This is a genomic window from Trichococcus sp. ES5 (assembly GCF_900067165.1).
Taxonomy (GTDB): domain Bacteria; phylum Bacillota; class Bacilli; order Lactobacillales; family Aerococcaceae; genus Trichococcus; species Trichococcus flocculiformis.
Map to the genome: position 1 here is coordinate 331,133 of NZ_FJND01000001.1, position 18,538 is coordinate 349,670.

Genomic DNA, 18,538 nt, shown 5'->3' on the forward strand with positions numbered 1-18,538 from the left:
TTCATTGTAGGTTACGCGAAACCGCATTACAAGTGAAACGCTGGCTAATTTAGATGTTGGCGGCACGCTTCTCATCAATGGCCGTAACCAATTCCTGAAGATCAGCTTCCGAATAATGGTATTTTTCGCCACAGAAATGGCAGACCACTTCAGCCCCGTGATCCTCAACAATCATCTCATGAAGTTCATCTTTACCGATTGAACTCAAACCACCAGCGAAACGTTCTCTTGAACAATCGCAGTGGAAACGAACCGGCATCTTTTCCAGGACTTCCACATTTTCTTCGCCCAATATACGCGCCAAGATCTGTTCAGGCGTTTCACCGTTTTCCATCAATCTGGAGACTAAGGGAATAGCTGCGATATTTTGTTCCACTTTTGTGATGGCTTCATCGCTGGCGTCAGGCATCACTTGAATCATGAATCCACCAGCCGCTTTGATCGAATCATCCGTATCAACCAGTACGCTTAACCCGATAGCTGAAGGGATTTGCTCAGAATTTGCCATATAGTAGGTGAAATCCTCGCCCAATTCGCCGCTGACCAGAGAAACTTGTCCCGTGAACGGTTCCTTCATACCCAGATCTTTGATGACGGTCAAAGTACCTTCAGTCCCCACAACTGCGCGTACATCCAGTTTGCCATCACCGTTCAATGCAAGGTTGACATTCGGGTTAGAAATATAGGCTTTGATATCGCCTTTTCCGTTCGCATCAGCGAGTATACGGCCTCCCAAGCCATCTCCGTTCACGATCACGGTCATTTTTTCCTCATTCTTCAATCCAGCTGCAGCCAGCAATAAAGTCCCAACCATTGTGCGGCCCAAAGCTGCAGAAGAGGCACTCCATGTATCATGCCTTTTTTGAGCCTCAGCAACCGCTTCTGTAGCGTCGATCGCATAGGCCCGGAATTGTCCTTCATAGGCTAACGCCTTAATTAAATAACTACTCATGTATAATCCTCCATTGCATTCTTAAATTGTTTCTCTATCATTCTACTATAGGTCAAGCTGAAAGCAACAACACTTTGCTCACTTGGTACTGTGAAACCACGCGGTGATGACAAAAAGTCCGGGATTTTCGTCCCAGACTTTTCGCAAAATTCTATTTGTTTTATTTTTTTTCAGTATCTGTGTCTTGATTTTCCGATTCATTTTCTGCTTTTCCATCGGCAGCAGGTAATGAATCTTGGGATTCATCATCAGCAAGCATCTGCTCTTCCTAATGAATTTTTTCAGCTTCTTTCTTTTCAAGGGCCCGTTTGGCCTCTTCAAAAGACTGTGCTTTTTCGCTTGGATATTCTTCTGTATTTGAGTCCGAAGGCATTTGGCCGGTTTCGAACAGGCTGCGGATTGTTTTCTCATCCAATGTTTCCAGTTCCAACAATTTCTCAGCGATCAAATTCAGTTGTTCACGGTGTTCTTCGATGATTTGACGCGCTCTGATATGCGCGTCATTCATCATACGACGGACTTCCGAGTCGATTTGGTAAGCAATATCTTCAGAGTATGCTTTGGTTTGACCGTAGTCACGACCGACGAATACTTGATGATTTCCTTCATACTGTACAGTACCCAACTTATCACTCATACCGTATTCGGTAACCATGCTTCTGATCAAGCCCGTAGCCTGTTCGAAGTCGTTGCTTGCGCCTGTAGTTTGGACGTTGAAGACAACTTCCTCCGCTACACGTCCACCAAGCAATCCGACAACTTGTTCCAACAACTCATCCTTGGTCATGAGGAATCGATCTTCTTTCGGAAGCATGATTGCATATCCACCCGCGCGACCGCGTGGAACGATCGTAACTTTGTGGACAATGCGCGCATCGCTCAGTACCATACCGACAATCGTGTGGCCGGCTTCATGGTAGGCAACCATTTCGCGTTCGCGCTTGCTGATGACACGATCCCGCTTGGCAGGGCCGGCGATGACACGGTCATGCGCCTCATCCACATCAAGGGCATCAATTTTTGTTTTGTTCCGTCTGGCTGCAACCAACGCAGCTTCGTTCAACAGGTTTTCCAGATCTGCTCCAGAGAAGCCTGGTGTTTGTTGCGCGACAACTTTCAGATCGACATTGCTTGCCAACGGTTTGTTGCGGGAATGTACTTTCAATATCGCTTCACGGCCTTTTACATCCGGTCTTCCCACCAAAATCTGGCGGTCAAAACGGCCTGGACGAAGCAATGCCGGATCGAGTACATCGGAACGGTTTGTTGCGGCAATTACGATGATGCCTTCATTACCTGAGAAACCGTCCATCTCAACCAACAGTTGATTCAGTGTTTGTTCACGTTCATCATGGCCGCCACCCATACCTGCGCCACGTTGACGCCCAACTGCATCGATTTCATCGATGAAGATGATTGCAGGAGCAGCTTTTTTGGCTTGATCGAACAAGTCACGAACACGGCTGGCACCGACACCGACAAACATTTCTACGAATTCAGAACCGGAAATCGAGAAGAAAGGCACACCAGCCTCACCAGCGACAGCTTTGGCCAATAAGGTCTTACCTGTACCTGGAGGTCCTTCAAGCAAAACGCCTGCCGGAATTCTTGCGCCAAGTGCAGTGAAACGACGTGGATCCTTCAAAAATTCAACTACTTCAACAAGCTCTTGTTTCTCTTCCTCTGCACCAGCAACGTCAGAAAAACGTACTTTGATAGGCTTTTTGGTGGCATCTTCAGACTTCGTTTTGCCGAAGTTCATCACATTGCGGTTACCGCCTTGTCCGCCTCCAGCTTGACCCATCATCATGTACATGAAGAATATGAAGATGACGATCGGTAATACGCTGAACAGGATACTGATCCATGCACCGGACTGATCTTCTTCCAACGACACCATTTGTGTTTCCGTCGTTTCAGCGCTTTCCGTGATTTGTTTCAGTGTTTCGTCATTCGGTAAAACTCTGGTTGTAAAATTCTTTGTTGTTGTACTGGTCGTATCATCAAACAATAGTAAATCGCTTGACGAATCAGCCACTTCCAGTTCTTGTTCGCTGCGGTACTCACCGCTGATTTCATAAACGCCTGCACCCGGTTGGATCGTAAAATTATCCACCTCTTCCGAGTTCAATGCATCCATAAATTCGCTTGATGAAATTTCTTGGCTCGTCTCTGTTTCCATGCCGCCTGTAATCATCGAAACCACTGCAATGATCGCAAGGAAGATCAGAACATAAAAGCCGCTGCTTTTAAGAAAATTATTTTTTTTCATTAGAACCTCCTCGTCAGATATCGTTCTTCGCAGACTTTATCTTACGTCTCATCTTTTTTGTGTGCTCAATATACTAGTATCTCATTAATCATATCATATCTGACCAATTTTAACGAATGATTTTACTCATAAACTTTGGTTTTTAGAATACCGATATAAGGGAGATTGCGGTACTTTTCGTTGAAGTCCAATCCGTATCCAACAACGAACTCATTCGGAACGTTGATACCAATGTAATCCGCTTCCAAATCCACTACGCGGCGTTCTTTTTTATCCATCAATGTGACTACTTTTATGGATTTGGCTTTACGGTATTTGAATATTTCAATCAAGTAGCTTAAAGTCCGCCCAGTGTCGATGATGTCCTCCACAATCAACAGATCGCGTCCGTCCACGGTCGTATCCAAATCTTTCAGGATTTTCACATCGCCGCTTGATTCCATTCCCGCTCCATAGCTGGAAACGTCCATGAAATCCAGCTCCAGGTCGCAGTCCATAGCACGCGATAAGTCGGTCATGAACATGACGGCTCCTTTCAGTACACCGATCACTAATGGATTTTTCCCTTCATATTCTTTCGTCAATTGCGCGCCCAAGTCTTTGACTACTGCGCTGATTTCTTCTTCACTGTATAATACTTCCTCGATATCAGGATGCAACATTTCTTTCACCTCAAAAATTTATTTTATGTAGATCAATCTGTAACACGTTTGTTCGTTGTAATTCTCGGACAACCAGACGGACTGGGCATAGCCCGGCACCCATAAGATACGTCCCTCGCCATCAGTGACGATACAGGCTTTTCGTCTTTCTTCATCCGGAATTTTTTTATCCACAAAAAGCCGGCTCACTTTTTTTGTGAATGGCTGGTCTTTGTTCAAAACGATCTTATCGCCCGAACGCCGGGAACGCACAGTAATAGGCATATATGCCGTTTCGTCCTTGATGACGACGCTTAGAGCATTCTTCGGAAGTTCTTTTAAAAACGCATTATCGCTATGAAATAATCCTATTCTACCATCATATGGCAAGGTTACCCATTTATTTAGCTCCAATTCTTCAGAAAAAGCAGAAAAAGCGGTTCTGGCCGAATCAGGGGATAAGAAAATAAGTTTATCATACCTTTTTCTGGCCTGCCACCCTCCCACCAAAGATATTTGCTTTTGCGGAGATTGGTTCTTGGCAAGATCCATCACAGCAGTCAGTTGGCTCCTCCGGAAGTCATATCCTGCCGGTATCAGCTGTTCCGTCACAAAATAGCTGAGCACGAGCCGCTGCAAGGAAATGTCACAGGCCTGCCACCCGACCAGATCCAAAACCCAATCCGCAGCATCTCTGGTGAACAACGAGCGAAAAGAATCCGCTACAATTGGCTGAACGACCTTCAACACATCCTGGAGATCTTCCGAAAAATCGCCGAAATGCCTGGATGCCTGTTGGTTTTCCAACTGCAGCAACGGGATGATGCTGTTCCGGTATCTGTTTCGCGAAAACGTCAGTTCCGAATTGGTGCTGTCTTCCAGATAAGGGATTCCGGCCATCCCGCAGATCCGGTAGAGATCGTCTTTTTGGAACGACAGCAACGGACGAACGAGTTGCCCTCGGCCAAAAGCGCGTGAAAAAGCGATGCCTGATATGCCCTTCAACGTGCTTCCCCTCACCAAACGCATCAGAATCGTCTCCAGCTGATCATCCGCATGATGCGCTGTCACCAAGTGGGTCGCTGGCCATTTTTGCATCATGTCGGCAAAGAAGGCATAGCGGAATTCCCTTGCTGCCATTTCCAGGTTTGACTTCGGATGTTTTTTTTCTGACCAATGTTCGGCGAAAAAAGCTATTCCTTGATTCCTGCAGTAGTCTTTAATCATCCGGAATTCATCATCTGATTCTTCCCTGAGATGATGGTGGACATGCACCACTGCGAACTGTGGTTGCCATTCCCGCGGCAATTGTTGGATTAGCCCCAATAATGCCATGGAATCTACGCCGCCGGATACCGCTACAAGCAAGCGGCTTTCTTTTTCCCATAGTCGGTGACGTTCCACTTCTTTGCATAGACGCAGAATATATTCCTGCATAGCACCCCTGCTTTCTTTCTTCGTAAAGCAAAAAAGAGGGTGTGACAATCGGTTTCCCTTTTGCCCATCCTCTAGAAATTACTGTTTTCTATCCACGTCTGCCGCCACGGCCACCGCGTTTGCCTTCCGTATTGCGTTTGATGGAAGTCAAACGGTCTTCGCTATCCTTCAAGAAGCTGCTCATCAACGAGTCAAAGTCGTTTTTAAGACCTTTATCCTGATGGGCTGAGAAATCTTTTCTGCCTTTAGAAAAAGAGCCTTCCGGGCGAGGAGTTGTACTTTTTTGATACGGTCTGCTTTCTCGTTGAGGTCTGGAAACTTCCCCTGCTGGCTTATCCACAGCTTTACGGATGGATAAACCGATCTTCCCATCATCCGCAATGGACATCACCTTAACGGTCACTTCATCGCCAACCTTCAAAACGTCCTTTATTTCCTTTACGAAAGTATCAGAAATTTCACTAATATGAACTAGTCCTGTCTTACCGCCACCTAAATCAATGAATGCACCAAAATTTGTAATCCCTGTAACTTTTCCTGATACTTTGTTCCCAACTTCTATTGACATAAAAAAAAAGTTCCTCCTTCATTTTTGCTCAACTAATTATACCATGGATTATGCAGAAAAAAATAGAATCTTTATCCATCGCTGTATTCATGAATCCAAATCTTCCGCATTCTCTTGTTTCTCGGCCATTTTTGTCTGATTATCCTCTGGCAAACTAAAGATGATCTCGCCGTCTCTGCTCAAATAATATTTACCGCGTGCCAATTTGGCGATGTATTCGTCATCCTGCAACAGTTTGACTTCATAAGTCAATTGCGTATTTTCGTCCTCAGCCTGTTTTTTATCAGTTTGGGCCAAAACGATTGCAGCATCCAATTTACGGATTTCCAACCAGTTTCCGACTGTTTTCCACAGACAAGGCACAATCAAGGCAACGCCGAAGAAAAAAATCAGGGACATTCTTCTCATATGGGCTTTCTTTTCCCTCTGAAATATACGTTTCTGACTGTGCTGCGTCTTCGTAAAATCATTTTGCATCACGGTTACGTTGTCAGCTGGCTTTTTCTTCGTCTTTTCCTTCACCCAAATCGCCTCCTTGAAACTTCCAACCCCGCATTATCTCCGAATCGTTTTACTCATGTAAAAGTATAGAAGAAACGGCGCGGATTGTCCATGGCCTTTCGCATCATCAGAAGCGATTTTCTTCCGTTCTGGGTGCGACCGTTTCGCTGATGAGGGTATACATTTCCTGCGCTTCATCCTTTTTAGTCGTTTCCACAATTTTGTCGATGCGAACGACGACGGTTTTGTTTCCGAATTGCAGCGTCATTTCATCTCCGACTTTGACAGTCGAACTCGATTTTGCTTGCTTGCCGTTGATCAGGATGCGCCCTTTGTCCGCCACTTCTTTGGCGACCGATCTGCGTTTGATCAAGCGGGATACTTTCAAAAATTTATCTAGTCTCATCGGAATTCCCCTTTTCTTTTGCTTTTATCGCTTGCCACATCTTATCGATTTCTTCGATCGTATCGGCTTTCACTACGTCAAAAACATGCGGATGGCGTCTGCGCAATTTCCTGTTCAATGTTTCCAGGACATCCTCCATCGTGAAGAAGCCTTCCCGTTCGCCAAAGGAGGCGTGATAGAGAACCTGGAGCAGAATATCGCCCAACTCTTCGATCAGGTTATCGATATCATCGTTCTGGATCGCTTCGGCCACTTCTTCGCATTCTTCCTTCAGATAAGGCAACAGGCTTTCGTGCGTCTGCGATTGCACCCAAACATCTTTTTCTACGATGGCATCCATGTAAGCTTGGGTCAACTCAAAGCTTTTCGTTCGCTCATCTTTCTCAAGCGGTGGAACATACAAGGAGAGCAAGTTGTGCACGCCCTCTAGCCTGTCCATCTCGTACAACGGGCACCAAGTCACTTTCTGCATCTTTGTCCCTGCCGCATCGACCAATGCCACTTGGTGTTCATCCGGATATTTCTCCATCAGCTTCAATTTTACATCACTGGCCACAAATTCATTGAAAACTTGCATGATGATCAGGTGATTGCCTAAGCTCAGCTGGTCCTGGTGGAAGGTCAACCCATCCACCAATTGGAAACCCTCGATCGGATCGATGGCTACCGCCTGAAAGAAATCGTCGATGAAACTCTTCCCCCCGACGATTTCCACTTCGATCCCCGCCTCGTTCTCCAGCAGATGCTTGACGGAATCCTCCGCAACCAACGGGTGTCCCGGTACTGCATAAATCAGATCCTGCGTTTTTGCCTTTTCCAATAACTGATCTGCGATCTGACGGTATACGTCATCAAAATTATCCTTCGATTCATATATGTCATCAAAACTTTCAAACTGCACGCCTGCAGCCTTCAGATTTTCAACGACCGGGTGCTCTTTGGTCCGCAGATGGACGAAGTCAGCTGCCAGCAAGCGACTGTGTACGCCATAAGGCAGTTGTTCCAAATCTCCGGCTCCAAGCCCCATTATTTCAATTTTACCCATATAATTCTCCTTCTGGAAAGCTTTCCTATTTTAAATCGCTCGTTTTATCCGGCAATTTGCGCAGCAGTTTTTTCCCGAACGGAATACTTACCCACTCCCGCAAAGTTAAGAGCCTCACCTTTAAAATATACCATAAGAATACGCCCACACCAGCACAAACTGTCACCACAGCTATCACGGAATCCGTCAGCCGGCCTCCATCAGTGAAGAGATACCTTTCCAGACCGACCCGCAACGCCCATACCGTAACAAAAAGGACAACGCATCCAGCCAGCAGTTTGCGGACAAAGTGATCCGTGAACCAGACATCCCGCAAGGCGCGTTCACTGTTCATCCAAAGCACCAACACCATGGCAGCCAAACCGGCTATCAAAGCAATGCTTGCTCCCATCGTCCCCAGCGGTTCCACCAACAGCAAATTGCCGAAGAATTTGACCGTAAGCCCCGCTGCCAGTGCAACCAAAGAAATCTTGTACTGACCCAAACTTTGTAGGATGGAATGATAGGCTGTCATGATCGAAGCCGCAAAAATGGCCAAAATGTATACGGACAGAACGGCAATTCCTTCCCGGTCCCCAAAAAGCATGTTGTTGACATTCGGCAAAATAGCCAACAATCCCGTTACCGCAGCTGCTGAAAAAACGCTTGTCATCCGCAGCAACGACACAGCTGATCGGGTGAATTCGTTTTGGCGATTTTGTGCGTGCGCTTGGCTCATCATCGGAATGAAGCTGGCCGAAAAACCAGTCCCCACCACCATGCCCAACTGCACAAGCGGCTGCCCACGGTCATAGATTCCCTTGACATTTTTGGCCAAGTCGCTGGCTTTACCGCCGTCCAACAAGCCGTTGTAGAGTGTAAACGAATCAATGAGCTGGAACAGGACCAAGATAGCGCTCAACAGGCAAATCGTCGCCCCTTCAGTCGCGTAACGGCGGATCAGACGTCCCCATTGGGCATCCGACGATTCCTGTTTCAGAAGTCGCCCATCCAGCACCAGCGTATCATCATTCTGCCTTTCTTTGTGATAGGCGACCAACAGGATAAGACTGCCAAGGATCGCACCGATAGTCGCACCGCTCATGGCATTTGCGCCCATCGCATAGAGATCCCCTTTTGTTTGTGTGTACAGATACGCCGCAAAAAGAATCGCACCGACACGCACGAGCTGCTCCGCTACTTGCGAAACAGCTGTCGGCTCCATGCGGTAATTGCCTTGGAAATACCCCCGCAATGTTGCCAATATCGGCATCCACAAAAACATCCAGGATACCGATTGCAAAATCGGCTTCAGCTCCGGATCTCCCATCAGTAGCGCCAGTCGACCTGAAAAGCCATAAATCCCCATGAACAGGATGAATCCGAAGACGCCAAGTATGACCAGGCTGCGTTTCAATATCATCCTGCGGGTCCCGCTATCCGGCGTTTCCGCAATCATCTTCGAAAGAAATACCGGAAAACCCGATAGAGCGAACGTCATACCGATACCATAGATAGGATAAACTTGCTGATAGACATAAAAGCCTGTGTTTCCCACCATATTCTGGAACGGCACACGATACACCGCACTGAGTATTTTGCTGATGAAAGCGGCCAAAGACAGCAACAGCGCACCTTTCATCATCTGCTTCAAGCGATTATTTTCCATCTGTTCCATCCGTTTCAGCTACGCAAGCTTTGATGAAAGCATTCAAATGATTCAGCCATTGGCGGTTCGGTAATTTCCCAATAACCACACTGACAACCAATTTGGCATTATTCAGATTAATCTGCGCCTTCAATGGTATGTTGCTGAGGGCTTCAAACACTGCAGGCCCCTGCAAGCGGACAGTCGCTTCTTGAGAAAAGGTGATGACGACCGTTTCGCCTTGGCGCTTGATTGTTTCGATTTGACTCTTTTCTGCGTAATTTTTTATCAGACCAACCTCCAACAAATCGGAAACCTCTTGCGGATAATCACCGAAGCGGTCAATCAGATCTGCATCGATTTCATCATGATCAGCGACACTTTCGATACGCTGGATCCGTTTGTAGAAGTCGATTTTCTGCCGTTCATCCTCTATATAATCGGCTGGTATATAAGCATCTATACTCAAATCAATTTCGACGATCGAACGCTTCGATTTCGCTTTCAATCCACGTTTGGCCGCAACTGCTTCTCCCAGCATCTCCGAGTAGAGGTCGAATCCAACCGAGTCGATGAAGCCGTGCTGTTGCGCACCCAATAGGTTCCCAGCTCCACGTATCGACAAGTCACGCATAGCAATCTTGAAGCCCGCGCCCAGTTCCGTGAATTCTTTGATCGCCTGCAGTCTTTTTTCACTGACTTCAGTCAGCATCTTGTTCGGCTGATACATCAGATAGGCATAGGCAATCCGATTTGTCCTACCGACACGTCCGCGCAATTGATACAGTTGCGACAAGCCCATCCGATCGGCATTTTCGATGAAGAGCGTATTGACATTCGGGATGTCTACACCTGTTTCTATAATGGTTGTGGTGACCAGCACATCGTAGCGGCCTTCGATGAAATCCATGATTACATTTTCGAGTTGGACTTCCGTCATCTGGCCATGCGCCACTGCGACACGGACATCGGGGACGAGTTCGCGGATCTCCTGGGCTTTCTTCTCGATGGTTTCCACCCGATTGTAGAGGTAGAAAGCCTGACCTCCGCGGGCCAACTCTCTTTCGATCGCATCCCGGACGGCTCCGTTATTCTGTTCCATAACATATGTCTGAACCGGATAGCGGTTTGCCGGCGGCGTTTCGATGACGGAGAGATCTCTGACCCCTAGCATCGACATATGCAGAGTACGCGGAATCGGTGTTGCCGTCAACGTCAATACATCCACAGAAGCTTTCAGTTGTTTCAAGCGCTCTTTATGTTTCACACCAAATCGTTGTTCTTCGTCGACCACCAATAATCCCAAATCAGCGAAAACAACGTCCTTCGATAAGATCCGGTGCGTGCCGATAACGATATCAACTGTTCCTTTCCGGATGCCGGCAAGTGTCTCATCTTGCTGTTTCTTCGTGCGGAAGCGGCTCAACAAACCGATTTCAAATGGGTACTCTTCAAATCGTTGGGTCAACGATTCATAGTGCTGTTGCGCCAAGATGGTCGTAGGGACAAGGAGAGCAGCTTGTTTTCCTTCCTGCACTGCCTTAAAGATGGCCCGCATCGCAACTTCCGTTTTTCCGTAACCTACATCACCGACAAGCAAGCGATCCATCGGCTTGATGCTCTCCATGTCCGCCTTGATTTCAGCAGTACTACGCAGTTGGTCATCCGTTTCGGTGTAAGGGAAGGCGTTCTCGAATTCGAGTTGCTCCGGCGTATCCGGTTGATAGGCGTACCCTTTTTCTGATTCGCGATTGGCGTACAGTTCGATCAATTCATCAGCGATATCTTCGATTTTCGAAGCAACTTTCTTTTTCGTTTTCGCCCATTCCGTCCCACCCAATTTGTGCATTTTGGGCGTTTTGGCATCGGAGGAGACATATTTTTGGATCAAATGGATTTGCGTCACAGGAATGAATAATTTGGCTCCCTCCTGGTATGCGATCGACATGTAGTCTTGGTGGACACCTCCAACTTCAATCGTTTCCATGCCTGTGTAGAGTCCTATCCCGTGATTTACGTGAACGACATAATCACCGGGATTCAGTTCCGTGTAACTCTTCAGTCTCTCGGCATTCGTCATTTTTTGGCGATGCGGCTGTTTCTTAGTGACTTTATTGAAAAGTTCCTTTTCAGTGACGAATACCACTTTTTCCTGCGGCAATTCGAATCCGTTCGCCATTCCGCCGACCAGGATATTCACCTTATTCTCGATAAACGGATCGTTGCCTTTGATGTAGCTATGGACGCCGAAATCCGCGAATATCCGCTGCACCTTTTCAGCGCGTTCGAAAGACGGGACCATGACAAAAACCGTCATATGCTGCTTAAGCCAACGTTCCATTTCCAGCTTGACTTGCGGCATCTGACTGAAGAAGTTGTTCAGCGTTCGGTATTGGAAAGGATAGACTCCGTGGAAGCGCATATTTCCAAAGCCCCTATGGAACAGTGCGTAATAGATGCGATGCTGTTTGGATTTTTTGATCACCTCGCGGATATCCGCGCTGAAATCCTGTGAAGGCAAGCATACGCCTTCCGACACTTTGGACATTTTCCATTCCGATGATTCGCTTTCTATTGTCCTTTCAACCTCAAGTATGCGGCTGTAATCGTCCACGATCAGCAGCGCATCTTCGGAGATATAGTCCAAAATCGTAGGCTGTTCCGGATAGACTAAGCTTGTGTAGAGCTGCGGATCCTTAGACAGTTCGCCACGTTTCATATTATCCGTCAGTTCGGAGAATACACGAGTCATACTTTCTTTGACTTCTTGATTCTTGATACCTTTGATGGCCTTATCAGCCTTTTTCTCTACCGCACTGGCCTGCTTGACTATCTCCGCTTTCGTGAAAATTGTGTCCTGCGCCGGCAAAATTCGGACAGTTTCGATAGAGTCGACGGATTTTTGGGTGTAGGCATCGAAATAACGCAATGTGTCGATTTCGGTATCGAACAGTTCCATTCGCAAGGGGTTCTCTTCGTTCAGGGCATAGATGTCGATGATGCCTCCGCGAATGCTGAACTCACCTGGGCTGGCAACCATCCGTTCTCGTGAATATCCCATTGCAACCAATTTCTCAGGCAAGCTGTCCATATCCAACTCCATGCCAACGGAAAAATCTAGACAATGCGTTTCCCAGATTGAAGCTGGAGAGAGGATTTTTTTGAATCCGGCAGCTGGGATCACAACGATCCCTTTTTTGCCGCTATTCAGAAAATCCAACGTTTCAACCCGTTGACTGCGGTATTCGGGTGATGAAAACGCCAGTTCCGCCGCAACCGATTCCTCAACCGGGAAGATATACAAAGGAACCTCCGGCGCCATTTGACTAATGTCTTCGTACACTTGGGTCGCTTGGAGCAAATTCGGGGTCAAGACAACAATCGTCTTCTGCAATTCTTCGAACAGGATATTCGTCAGCAGATTGCGGCCTGATCCGGAAAGCCCTGCTACCAACTGCGGTAGTTCTGAATTGATTTCAGACAATAACGTCTGTATATTTACTGTTTCCTTTAAATATTTTTCTATATCTTTCATTGATATTCTCCTCATTAATCATATGTTCTGCAGAAGAAAAGGTTATCGCTTTCATCTCGATTCATTATTGCAGATTGTACAGCAGACACAAAAGAGGTCCAGCTAAAGCTGAACCTAACCTCTTTTATTGAATTGATTCATTGTTTCCAAAAAATTGTTCCCTTTGATGAAGTGGTCGATTGCATCCACACTTTCTTTTACGGAGTGCAACATTTCGGCGTGTTCATCTTTCGGAAAAGGACTCAAAACGTGCTGAACGACCGTCATATTGTGTTGAGGTCTTCCGACCCCGATGCGGATTCGGTTGAAATCCTGAGTACCTAGGTGCTGGATCAAGCTTTTGATGCCATTATGCCCGCCAGCTCCACCTTTTTGTCGAAGCCTTATTTTCCCTACAGGCATATCCATATCATCGTATACGACAACCAGATCTTCGATTGCAATGTTGTAGTAGTCCATCAATGGTCTCACCGCTCTTCCCGAATCATTCATGAATGTCAGCGGCTTGACGAATAAAACTTTTTCACCGTCTACGGTGGTCTCTATGTATAACGCTTCAAATTTATTTTTATTGTATTTCTCTTTATTCTGAAAGGCCCACTCGTCTAAAGTAATAAAGCCGACATTATGCTTCGTATCGGTATACTTAGGACCTGGGTTCCCCAATCCAACGATCATTTTCATTTATATTCCCCTATTTTTCCAGTTGTTGTTCACTCCGTCTGGGAACAAGTACCTTCTTCCCTTTACGCCAAAAAAGGCCGCACGAATTTCCTCCGCACAGTTTACATGCACTTAGTATACCATACTCCTCGCATATTCGTAAGAAATCGGATTGGCATGGGCAAAAAATATTATGAATGTTGTGAACAAACTCGCAAACCCCCATTGTAAATAGAAGTGTTTTATTTTATAATATATTTATATATCATTTCACAGGTTGTTCACTTTCTATCACTGTCGCGCAATCATCGTTGGTTCTGAAAATCTTTGCCGATCGGGATAGGCCCAAAGAGTAATCACCTTTGTTTAGTGTTATAATAGAACCAGCAAATAGCGAGAGGAGCATTATAATGGCAGAATTGAGTGGAAATACGGGACAAAAAATTATTTTAGTCGGTGACGGCGCTGTTGGATCAAGCTATGCGTTTGCATTGGTTACTCAAAACATCGGTCATGAGTTGGGTATCATCGATATCAACAAAGCAAAAACAGAGGGAGATGCGATCGATCTTTCCCACGCTTTAGCTTATACTTCACCGAAGAAAATTTACGCAGCATCGTACGCAGATTGTCACGACGCTGATATCGTAGTATTGACTGCGGGAGCTGCCCAAAAACCTGGCGAAACCCGTCTCGATCTAGTAAGCAAAAACTTGCGCATATTCAAATCAATCATCGGAGAGATCATGGCTAGTGGATTCGACGGCATTTTCTTGGTCGCATCCAATCCAGTGGATATCCTTACTTATGCAACTTGGAAATTTTCAGGACTTCCCGCTAACCGTGTCATCGGTTCAGGCACTTCCCTGGACAGCGCTCGATTCCGCCAAAGCATCGCTGCACTTGTAGGCGTAGATACCCGTAATGTTCACGCCTATATCTTAGGGGAACACGGCGACACCGAATTCCCCGTGTGGTCCCACGCTAACGTTGGCGGCCTGCAAATTTACGAATGGGTGAAACAAACTTCTGCTGTCGATGAAAAAGCTTTAGTCGACGTCTTCTTCAAAGTACGCGACGCTGCGTATGAAATCATCGAGAAAAAAGGAGCGACTTTCTACGGAATCGCTGTAGCCTTAGCCCGTATCACAAAAGCAATCCTGAATGACGAAAACGCGATTATGCCTTTATCCGTCTATTTGGATGGAGAATACAACCACAAAGATGTCTTCATCGGCGTTCCGGCAGTCATCAACCGATCCGGTATCCGCAATATCATCGAAATTCCTTTATCTGATGCAGAACAGGAAAAAATGGATCTATCCGCTACAACACTGAAAAAAGTGTTGGAAGAAGGATTCGCCAGCCTCGAAGCGGACGCAAAATAATCGTTTCCAATCCAAAACACCCGCCCTCCTATAGGAGAATGCGGGTGTTTATTTGTTTTCCGTGGTTTTCGGTGATGTGGGGTTTGATTTTTGGGGTTGGGGGCTGTTAGGGGGATCGGAAACATGGATTCTTTCGAGTTATTCATCTTTTCCAGCACCACTATCTAAACCTGCCTACACCTGCTCTCTCCACATAACTCCTAACCAACGGACAACCGCACCTTCAAACAAAAAAGCCCTCCCAAGGGAGGACTTTTTTCAACAATCGCATTCTTAGTCGATGATGACAAATTTTTCTTGGAACAATGGGCTTACTGAGCGGTTTTCGTGGATACGTTTGATTGCTTCAGCGATTAATTGTGACACAGAAACCATTACGATCTTATCGCTGACTTTCTCAGCAGGGATATTGATCGAATCAGTAACAATCAATTCTTTGATTACGGAGTTGTTGATGCGGTCCATGGCTGGACCTGACAATACAGCATGTGTGCAGCAAGCATAAACATCCAACGCGCCTGCATCCTGCAGTGCCTGGGCTGCCAATGTGATTGTACCTGCAGTATCGATCATGTCGTCAATCAGGATACATTTTTTGCCTTCGACATTACCGATGATATTCATGACTTCAGCAACGTTCGCTTTCGGCCTTCTCTTGTCGATGATGGCGATCGGAGCTTTGATGAATTCAGCCAGTTTGCGGGCTCTGGTCACGCCACCGTGATCAGGCGAAACAACGACTACGTCATCATGCAAAACTTCATGGTCCAAGAAATAGCTTGCCAATAGCGGAGCTCCCAACAAATGATCGACAGGAATATCGAAGAAACCTTGGATTTGAGGAGCATGCATATCTAGGGTCAACAATCTGTCAGCGCCAGCATTGGTGATCATGTTCGCCACTAATTTCGCTGTGATCGGCTCACGTGATTGCGCTTTGCGATCTTGGCGTGCATAACCATAATAAGGCAACACGATATTGATCGTTTTGGCACTCGCGCGCTTCAAAGCATCGATCATGATCAAAAGTTCCATCAGGTGGTCGTTTACCGGAGAACTTGTCGATTGGATGACGTAAACGTGGCAACCGCGGATACTTTCATCGATGTTGATCTTAATTTCGCCGTCGCTGAATTGAGATGAAGAAAGGGTTCCTAACTCGACACCAACATCAGCCGCAATTTTCTCAGCCAAAGGGCGATTTGAACTTAAGGAAAAAATCTTAAGTTTTGGATCTTTGTAATGTTCTGTCATGATAATCCTCCGTTAATCTTTTGTTTTTACCAAATTTAACACATGTTGATATTATAATTTCAAAATTATTCTACCATACATGTATAAGGTTTTGTTTTATTTTTTGGCTGGCGGCAATTTCTCCCAGTAGCCTGACTTGTTCTCTTGGCGGCTGCGAGCAATGCCCATCGCGCCTTCAGGCACATCTTTCGTGATGGTCGAGCCTGCAGCAAGGAATGTATTGGCTTCGACAGTGACTGGCGCCACAATATTCACGTTGCAGCCGATGAATGTATTGTCACCGATGCTGGAACGGTGTTTGTTTTTTCCGTCATAGTTCACGAATACAGTGCCGCAACCGACGTTGATGTTTTTACCGAGATCAGCATCTCCCACATAAGTCAAATGTCCAACTTTTGTGTCTTCGTTCAAAATCGCATTCTTCACTTCCACAAAATTTCCGATGTGGACGCGTTTTCCAATGTGGCTGTTCGGTCGTAAGTGGCTGAATGGACCGATGTTGCTGTCCGATTCCATCACGGAGTCTTCCAAGTTTGAACTTCTGACTTGTACGCGGTCACCGATTGTTGTGTTGCTCAGTTCTGAGCCCGATCCGATGAAGCAATCTTCCCCGATGATCGTTTTCCCTTTCAGGAATACATTCGGTTCAATAACTGTGTCGCTTCCGATGACCACATCCGACTCGATGTAGGTATTATCCGGATCGATCAAGGTAACGCCGTTGCGCATGTGTTTTTCATTGATGCGTCTCTTCATGTAGACGGAGGCTTCAGCCAACGCCACACGATCGTTCACTCCCAAAGCTTCGCCCATGTCGCTCATCTGGTAAGCTGTCACGATTTCACCTTGGTTCTTCAGGATTTCGATGACATCCGGCAAGTAATACTCGCCTTGCGCATTGTTGTTGCCTACTGATTGCAGCGCGGCAAACAAAAACTTGTTATCGAACGCATATGTGCCGGTATTGATTTCTTGCACGAGCACTTCTTCCGGAGAAGCATCTTTTTGTTCCACAATTTTTTCTACATTATCTGACGCATTTCTGATGATGCGGCCATAGCCGTTCGGATCAGCAGCATGCGCAGTCAGGATAGTTGCTTTTGCTTTTTTCTCTTCATGGTATTGCAACAAGGATTCCAAAGTTTCAGCCGTCAGGAGCGGTGTATCTCCGCAGATGACCAACGTAGTGCCTTCTTCGTTCTCCAGCACAACTTGCGCTTGCAGGACAGCGTGCCCTGTTCCCAATTGTTGCGCCTGCAATACATATTCCGAACGATCCCCCAAGCATCCTTTAACAGTATCCGCACCGTGCCCTACAATTGTCACTACCTTTTCAATGCCAGCAGCCTCTACTTGATCCACGACGTGCTCTACCATTGGTTTTCCGCAAACTGCATGCAGTACTTTGTAAAGCTTACTTTTCATGCGCGTTCCTTGACCAGCAGCAAGTATGATTGCAAAACGATTAGCCATAAGCAACTCCTATCTTTTCATTTTATTCCTTCAACTAAATTATCTTAGCGTAAAATCTTGCTTTTTTCAATATGATGCCGTATATAAATACAGACTTCTTTTCATTTTCTAATGGAAATACGAAGAATGCGTATACATTATTTCTTATTGACCGGTTTTTTGTTTATAATGATGAACAGAAAGATACATTGAAAGGATTGGTTCCAATGACAAAACCGACTGCATCATTCTGGATACACGAGTTGTTGCTTCAACCGCACGCGGAAGGTGGCTATTTTCGCGAAACCGGCCATTCTCATGAACTGATCGTCACCGACGACCGGAGAGAACGCTACCTATACAGTAATATACTTTTTTTGCTGACTGCAGATAACCCATCCCATTTTCACCGTTTGAAGGCCGATGAGGTCTGGTATTTCCATGAGGGCAGCGCCTTGACGATCCACCTGTTGCATCCCGATGGCCGTTATGAAGCGGTCAGTATGGGGCGCCATCCAGAAAAAGGTGAACTCTTCCAATTCACAGTTCCGAAAGGGGTCATCTTCGGAAGCAGCGTAGAAGGCTCGTCCGGAGACTATGCTCTTGTGAGCTGTATGGTTTCCCCAGGATTCGATTATAATGATTTTGAATTATTGACTTATGATGCATTAATCAAAAACTATCCTGATTACGGGAGCATTCTGGAAAAATTAGCCTACAAAAAAATTCCGGAGACTTCTTTCCGGAAAGATCATGTGTGATTTCTTCCGAAACTTAACTCGGTGAATAGCGCTGTT

At 46.2% G+C, this 18,538-nt stretch carries 15 protein-coding genes; 2 read left to right on the plus strand and 13 right to left on the minus strand.

The annotated features are described in order from the left end of the window. Positions 1-49: 49 nt before the first annotated feature. The 11 genes from hslO to pth all read right to left on the minus strand — a co-directional run bounded on the left by hslO (position 50) and on the right by pth (position 13,668). A complete protein-coding gene (hslO, locus tag TES5_RS01510; protein ID WP_068559008.1) occupies positions 50-952 on the minus strand; it encodes an Hsp33 family molecular chaperone HslO in 903 nt (300 codons plus the stop codon). 268 nt (positions 953-1,220) lie between these two features. Then, positions 1,221-3,224 (minus strand): ATP-dependent zinc metalloprotease FtsH, encoded by a 2,004-nt coding sequence (ftsH, locus tag TES5_RS01515; RefSeq protein WP_083546349.1) that lies wholly within the window; start codon positions 3,222-3,224, stop codon positions 1,221-1,223. A 122-nt stretch (positions 3,225-3,346) separates the two neighbouring features. Continuing rightward, a complete protein-coding gene (gene hpt, locus TES5_RS01520) occupies positions 3,347-3,886 on the minus strand; it encodes a hypoxanthine phosphoribosyltransferase (RefSeq protein WP_068559010.1) in 540 nt (179 codons plus the stop codon). Positions 3,887-3,904: 18 nt separating this feature from the next. Continuing rightward, positions 3,905-5,302 carry a tRNA lysidine(34) synthetase TilS gene (gene tilS, locus TES5_RS01525; protein ID WP_068559012.1) on the minus strand — a complete coding sequence of 466 codons (1,398 nt, stop codon included), beginning with the start codon at positions 5,300-5,302 and terminating at the stop codon, positions 3,905-3,907. A gap of 88 nt (positions 5,303-5,390) precedes the next feature. Continuing rightward, complete coding sequence (locus TES5_RS01530) at positions 5,391-5,870, minus strand: S1 domain-containing RNA-binding protein (protein ID WP_068559014.1); 480 nt, start codon at positions 5,868-5,870, stop codon at positions 5,391-5,393. 87 nt (positions 5,871-5,957) lie between these two features. Further along, positions 5,958-6,392 carry an FtsB family cell division protein gene (locus tag TES5_RS01535; protein WP_068559017.1) on the minus strand — a complete coding sequence of 145 codons (435 nt, stop codon included), beginning with the start codon at positions 6,390-6,392 and terminating at the stop codon, positions 5,958-5,960. 106 nt (positions 6,393-6,498) lie between these two features. After that, the gene (locus TES5_RS01540; RefSeq protein WP_068559018.1) at positions 6,499-6,777 is read right to left on the minus strand and encodes an RNA-binding S4 domain-containing protein; all 279 of its coding nucleotides are present in this window, start codon (positions 6,775-6,777) and stop codon (positions 6,499-6,501) included. After that, the gene (locus TES5_RS01545; RefSeq protein WP_068559020.1) at positions 6,764-7,822 is read right to left on the minus strand and encodes a MazG nucleotide pyrophosphohydrolase domain-containing protein; all 1,059 of its coding nucleotides are present in this window, start codon (positions 7,820-7,822) and stop codon (positions 6,764-6,766) included. The genes TES5_RS01540 and TES5_RS01545 overlap by 14 nt, the downstream gene beginning before the upstream one ends. A gap of 25 nt (positions 7,823-7,847) precedes the next feature. Further along, positions 7,848-9,470 carry a putative polysaccharide biosynthesis protein gene (locus TES5_RS01550; RefSeq protein ID WP_068559022.1) on the minus strand — a complete coding sequence of 541 codons (1,623 nt, stop codon included), beginning with the start codon at positions 9,468-9,470 and terminating at the stop codon, positions 7,848-7,850. Continuing rightward, complete coding sequence (gene mfd / locus TES5_RS01555) at positions 9,460-12,984, minus strand: transcription-repair coupling factor (RefSeq protein WP_068559024.1); 3,525 nt, start codon at positions 12,982-12,984, stop codon at positions 9,460-9,462. The genes TES5_RS01550 and mfd overlap by 11 nt, the downstream gene beginning before the upstream one ends. A gap of 114 nt (positions 12,985-13,098) precedes the next feature. Further along, a complete protein-coding gene (pth, locus tag TES5_RS01560; RefSeq protein ID WP_068559026.1) occupies positions 13,099-13,668 on the minus strand; it encodes an aminoacyl-tRNA hydrolase in 570 nt (189 codons plus the stop codon). 389 nt (positions 13,669-14,057) lie between these two features. Between pth and TES5_RS01565 the strand changes: the two genes are divergently transcribed. Next, positions 14,058-15,035: an L-lactate dehydrogenase gene (locus TES5_RS01565; RefSeq protein WP_068559028.1), complete on the plus strand. Its 978-nt coding sequence runs from the start codon at positions 14,058-14,060 to the stop codon at positions 15,033-15,035. A 273-nt stretch (positions 15,036-15,308) separates the two neighbouring features. Here TES5_RS01565 and TES5_RS01570 read toward each other — a convergent pair whose 3' ends face one another. Continuing rightward, on the minus strand, positions 15,309-16,289 hold the full coding sequence (locus TES5_RS01570; protein WP_068559030.1) for a ribose-phosphate diphosphokinase: 981 nt from the start codon (positions 16,287-16,289) through the stop codon (positions 15,309-15,311). 96 nt (positions 16,290-16,385) lie between these two features. Continuing rightward, positions 16,386-17,762 (minus strand): bifunctional UDP-N-acetylglucosamine diphosphorylase/glucosamine-1-phosphate N-acetyltransferase GlmU, encoded by a 1,377-nt coding sequence (gene glmU / locus TES5_RS01575; protein ID WP_068559032.1) that lies wholly within the window; start codon positions 17,760-17,762, stop codon positions 16,386-16,388. A 206-nt stretch (positions 17,763-17,968) separates the two neighbouring features. Here glmU and TES5_RS01580 point away from each other — a divergent pair, with 206 nt between their 5' ends. Next, positions 17,969-18,502, plus strand: a complete 534-nt coding sequence (locus TES5_RS01580) for a cupin domain-containing protein (RefSeq protein WP_068559355.1) — start codon at positions 17,969-17,971, stop codon at positions 18,500-18,502. Positions 18,503-18,538: the final 36 nt, after the last annotated feature.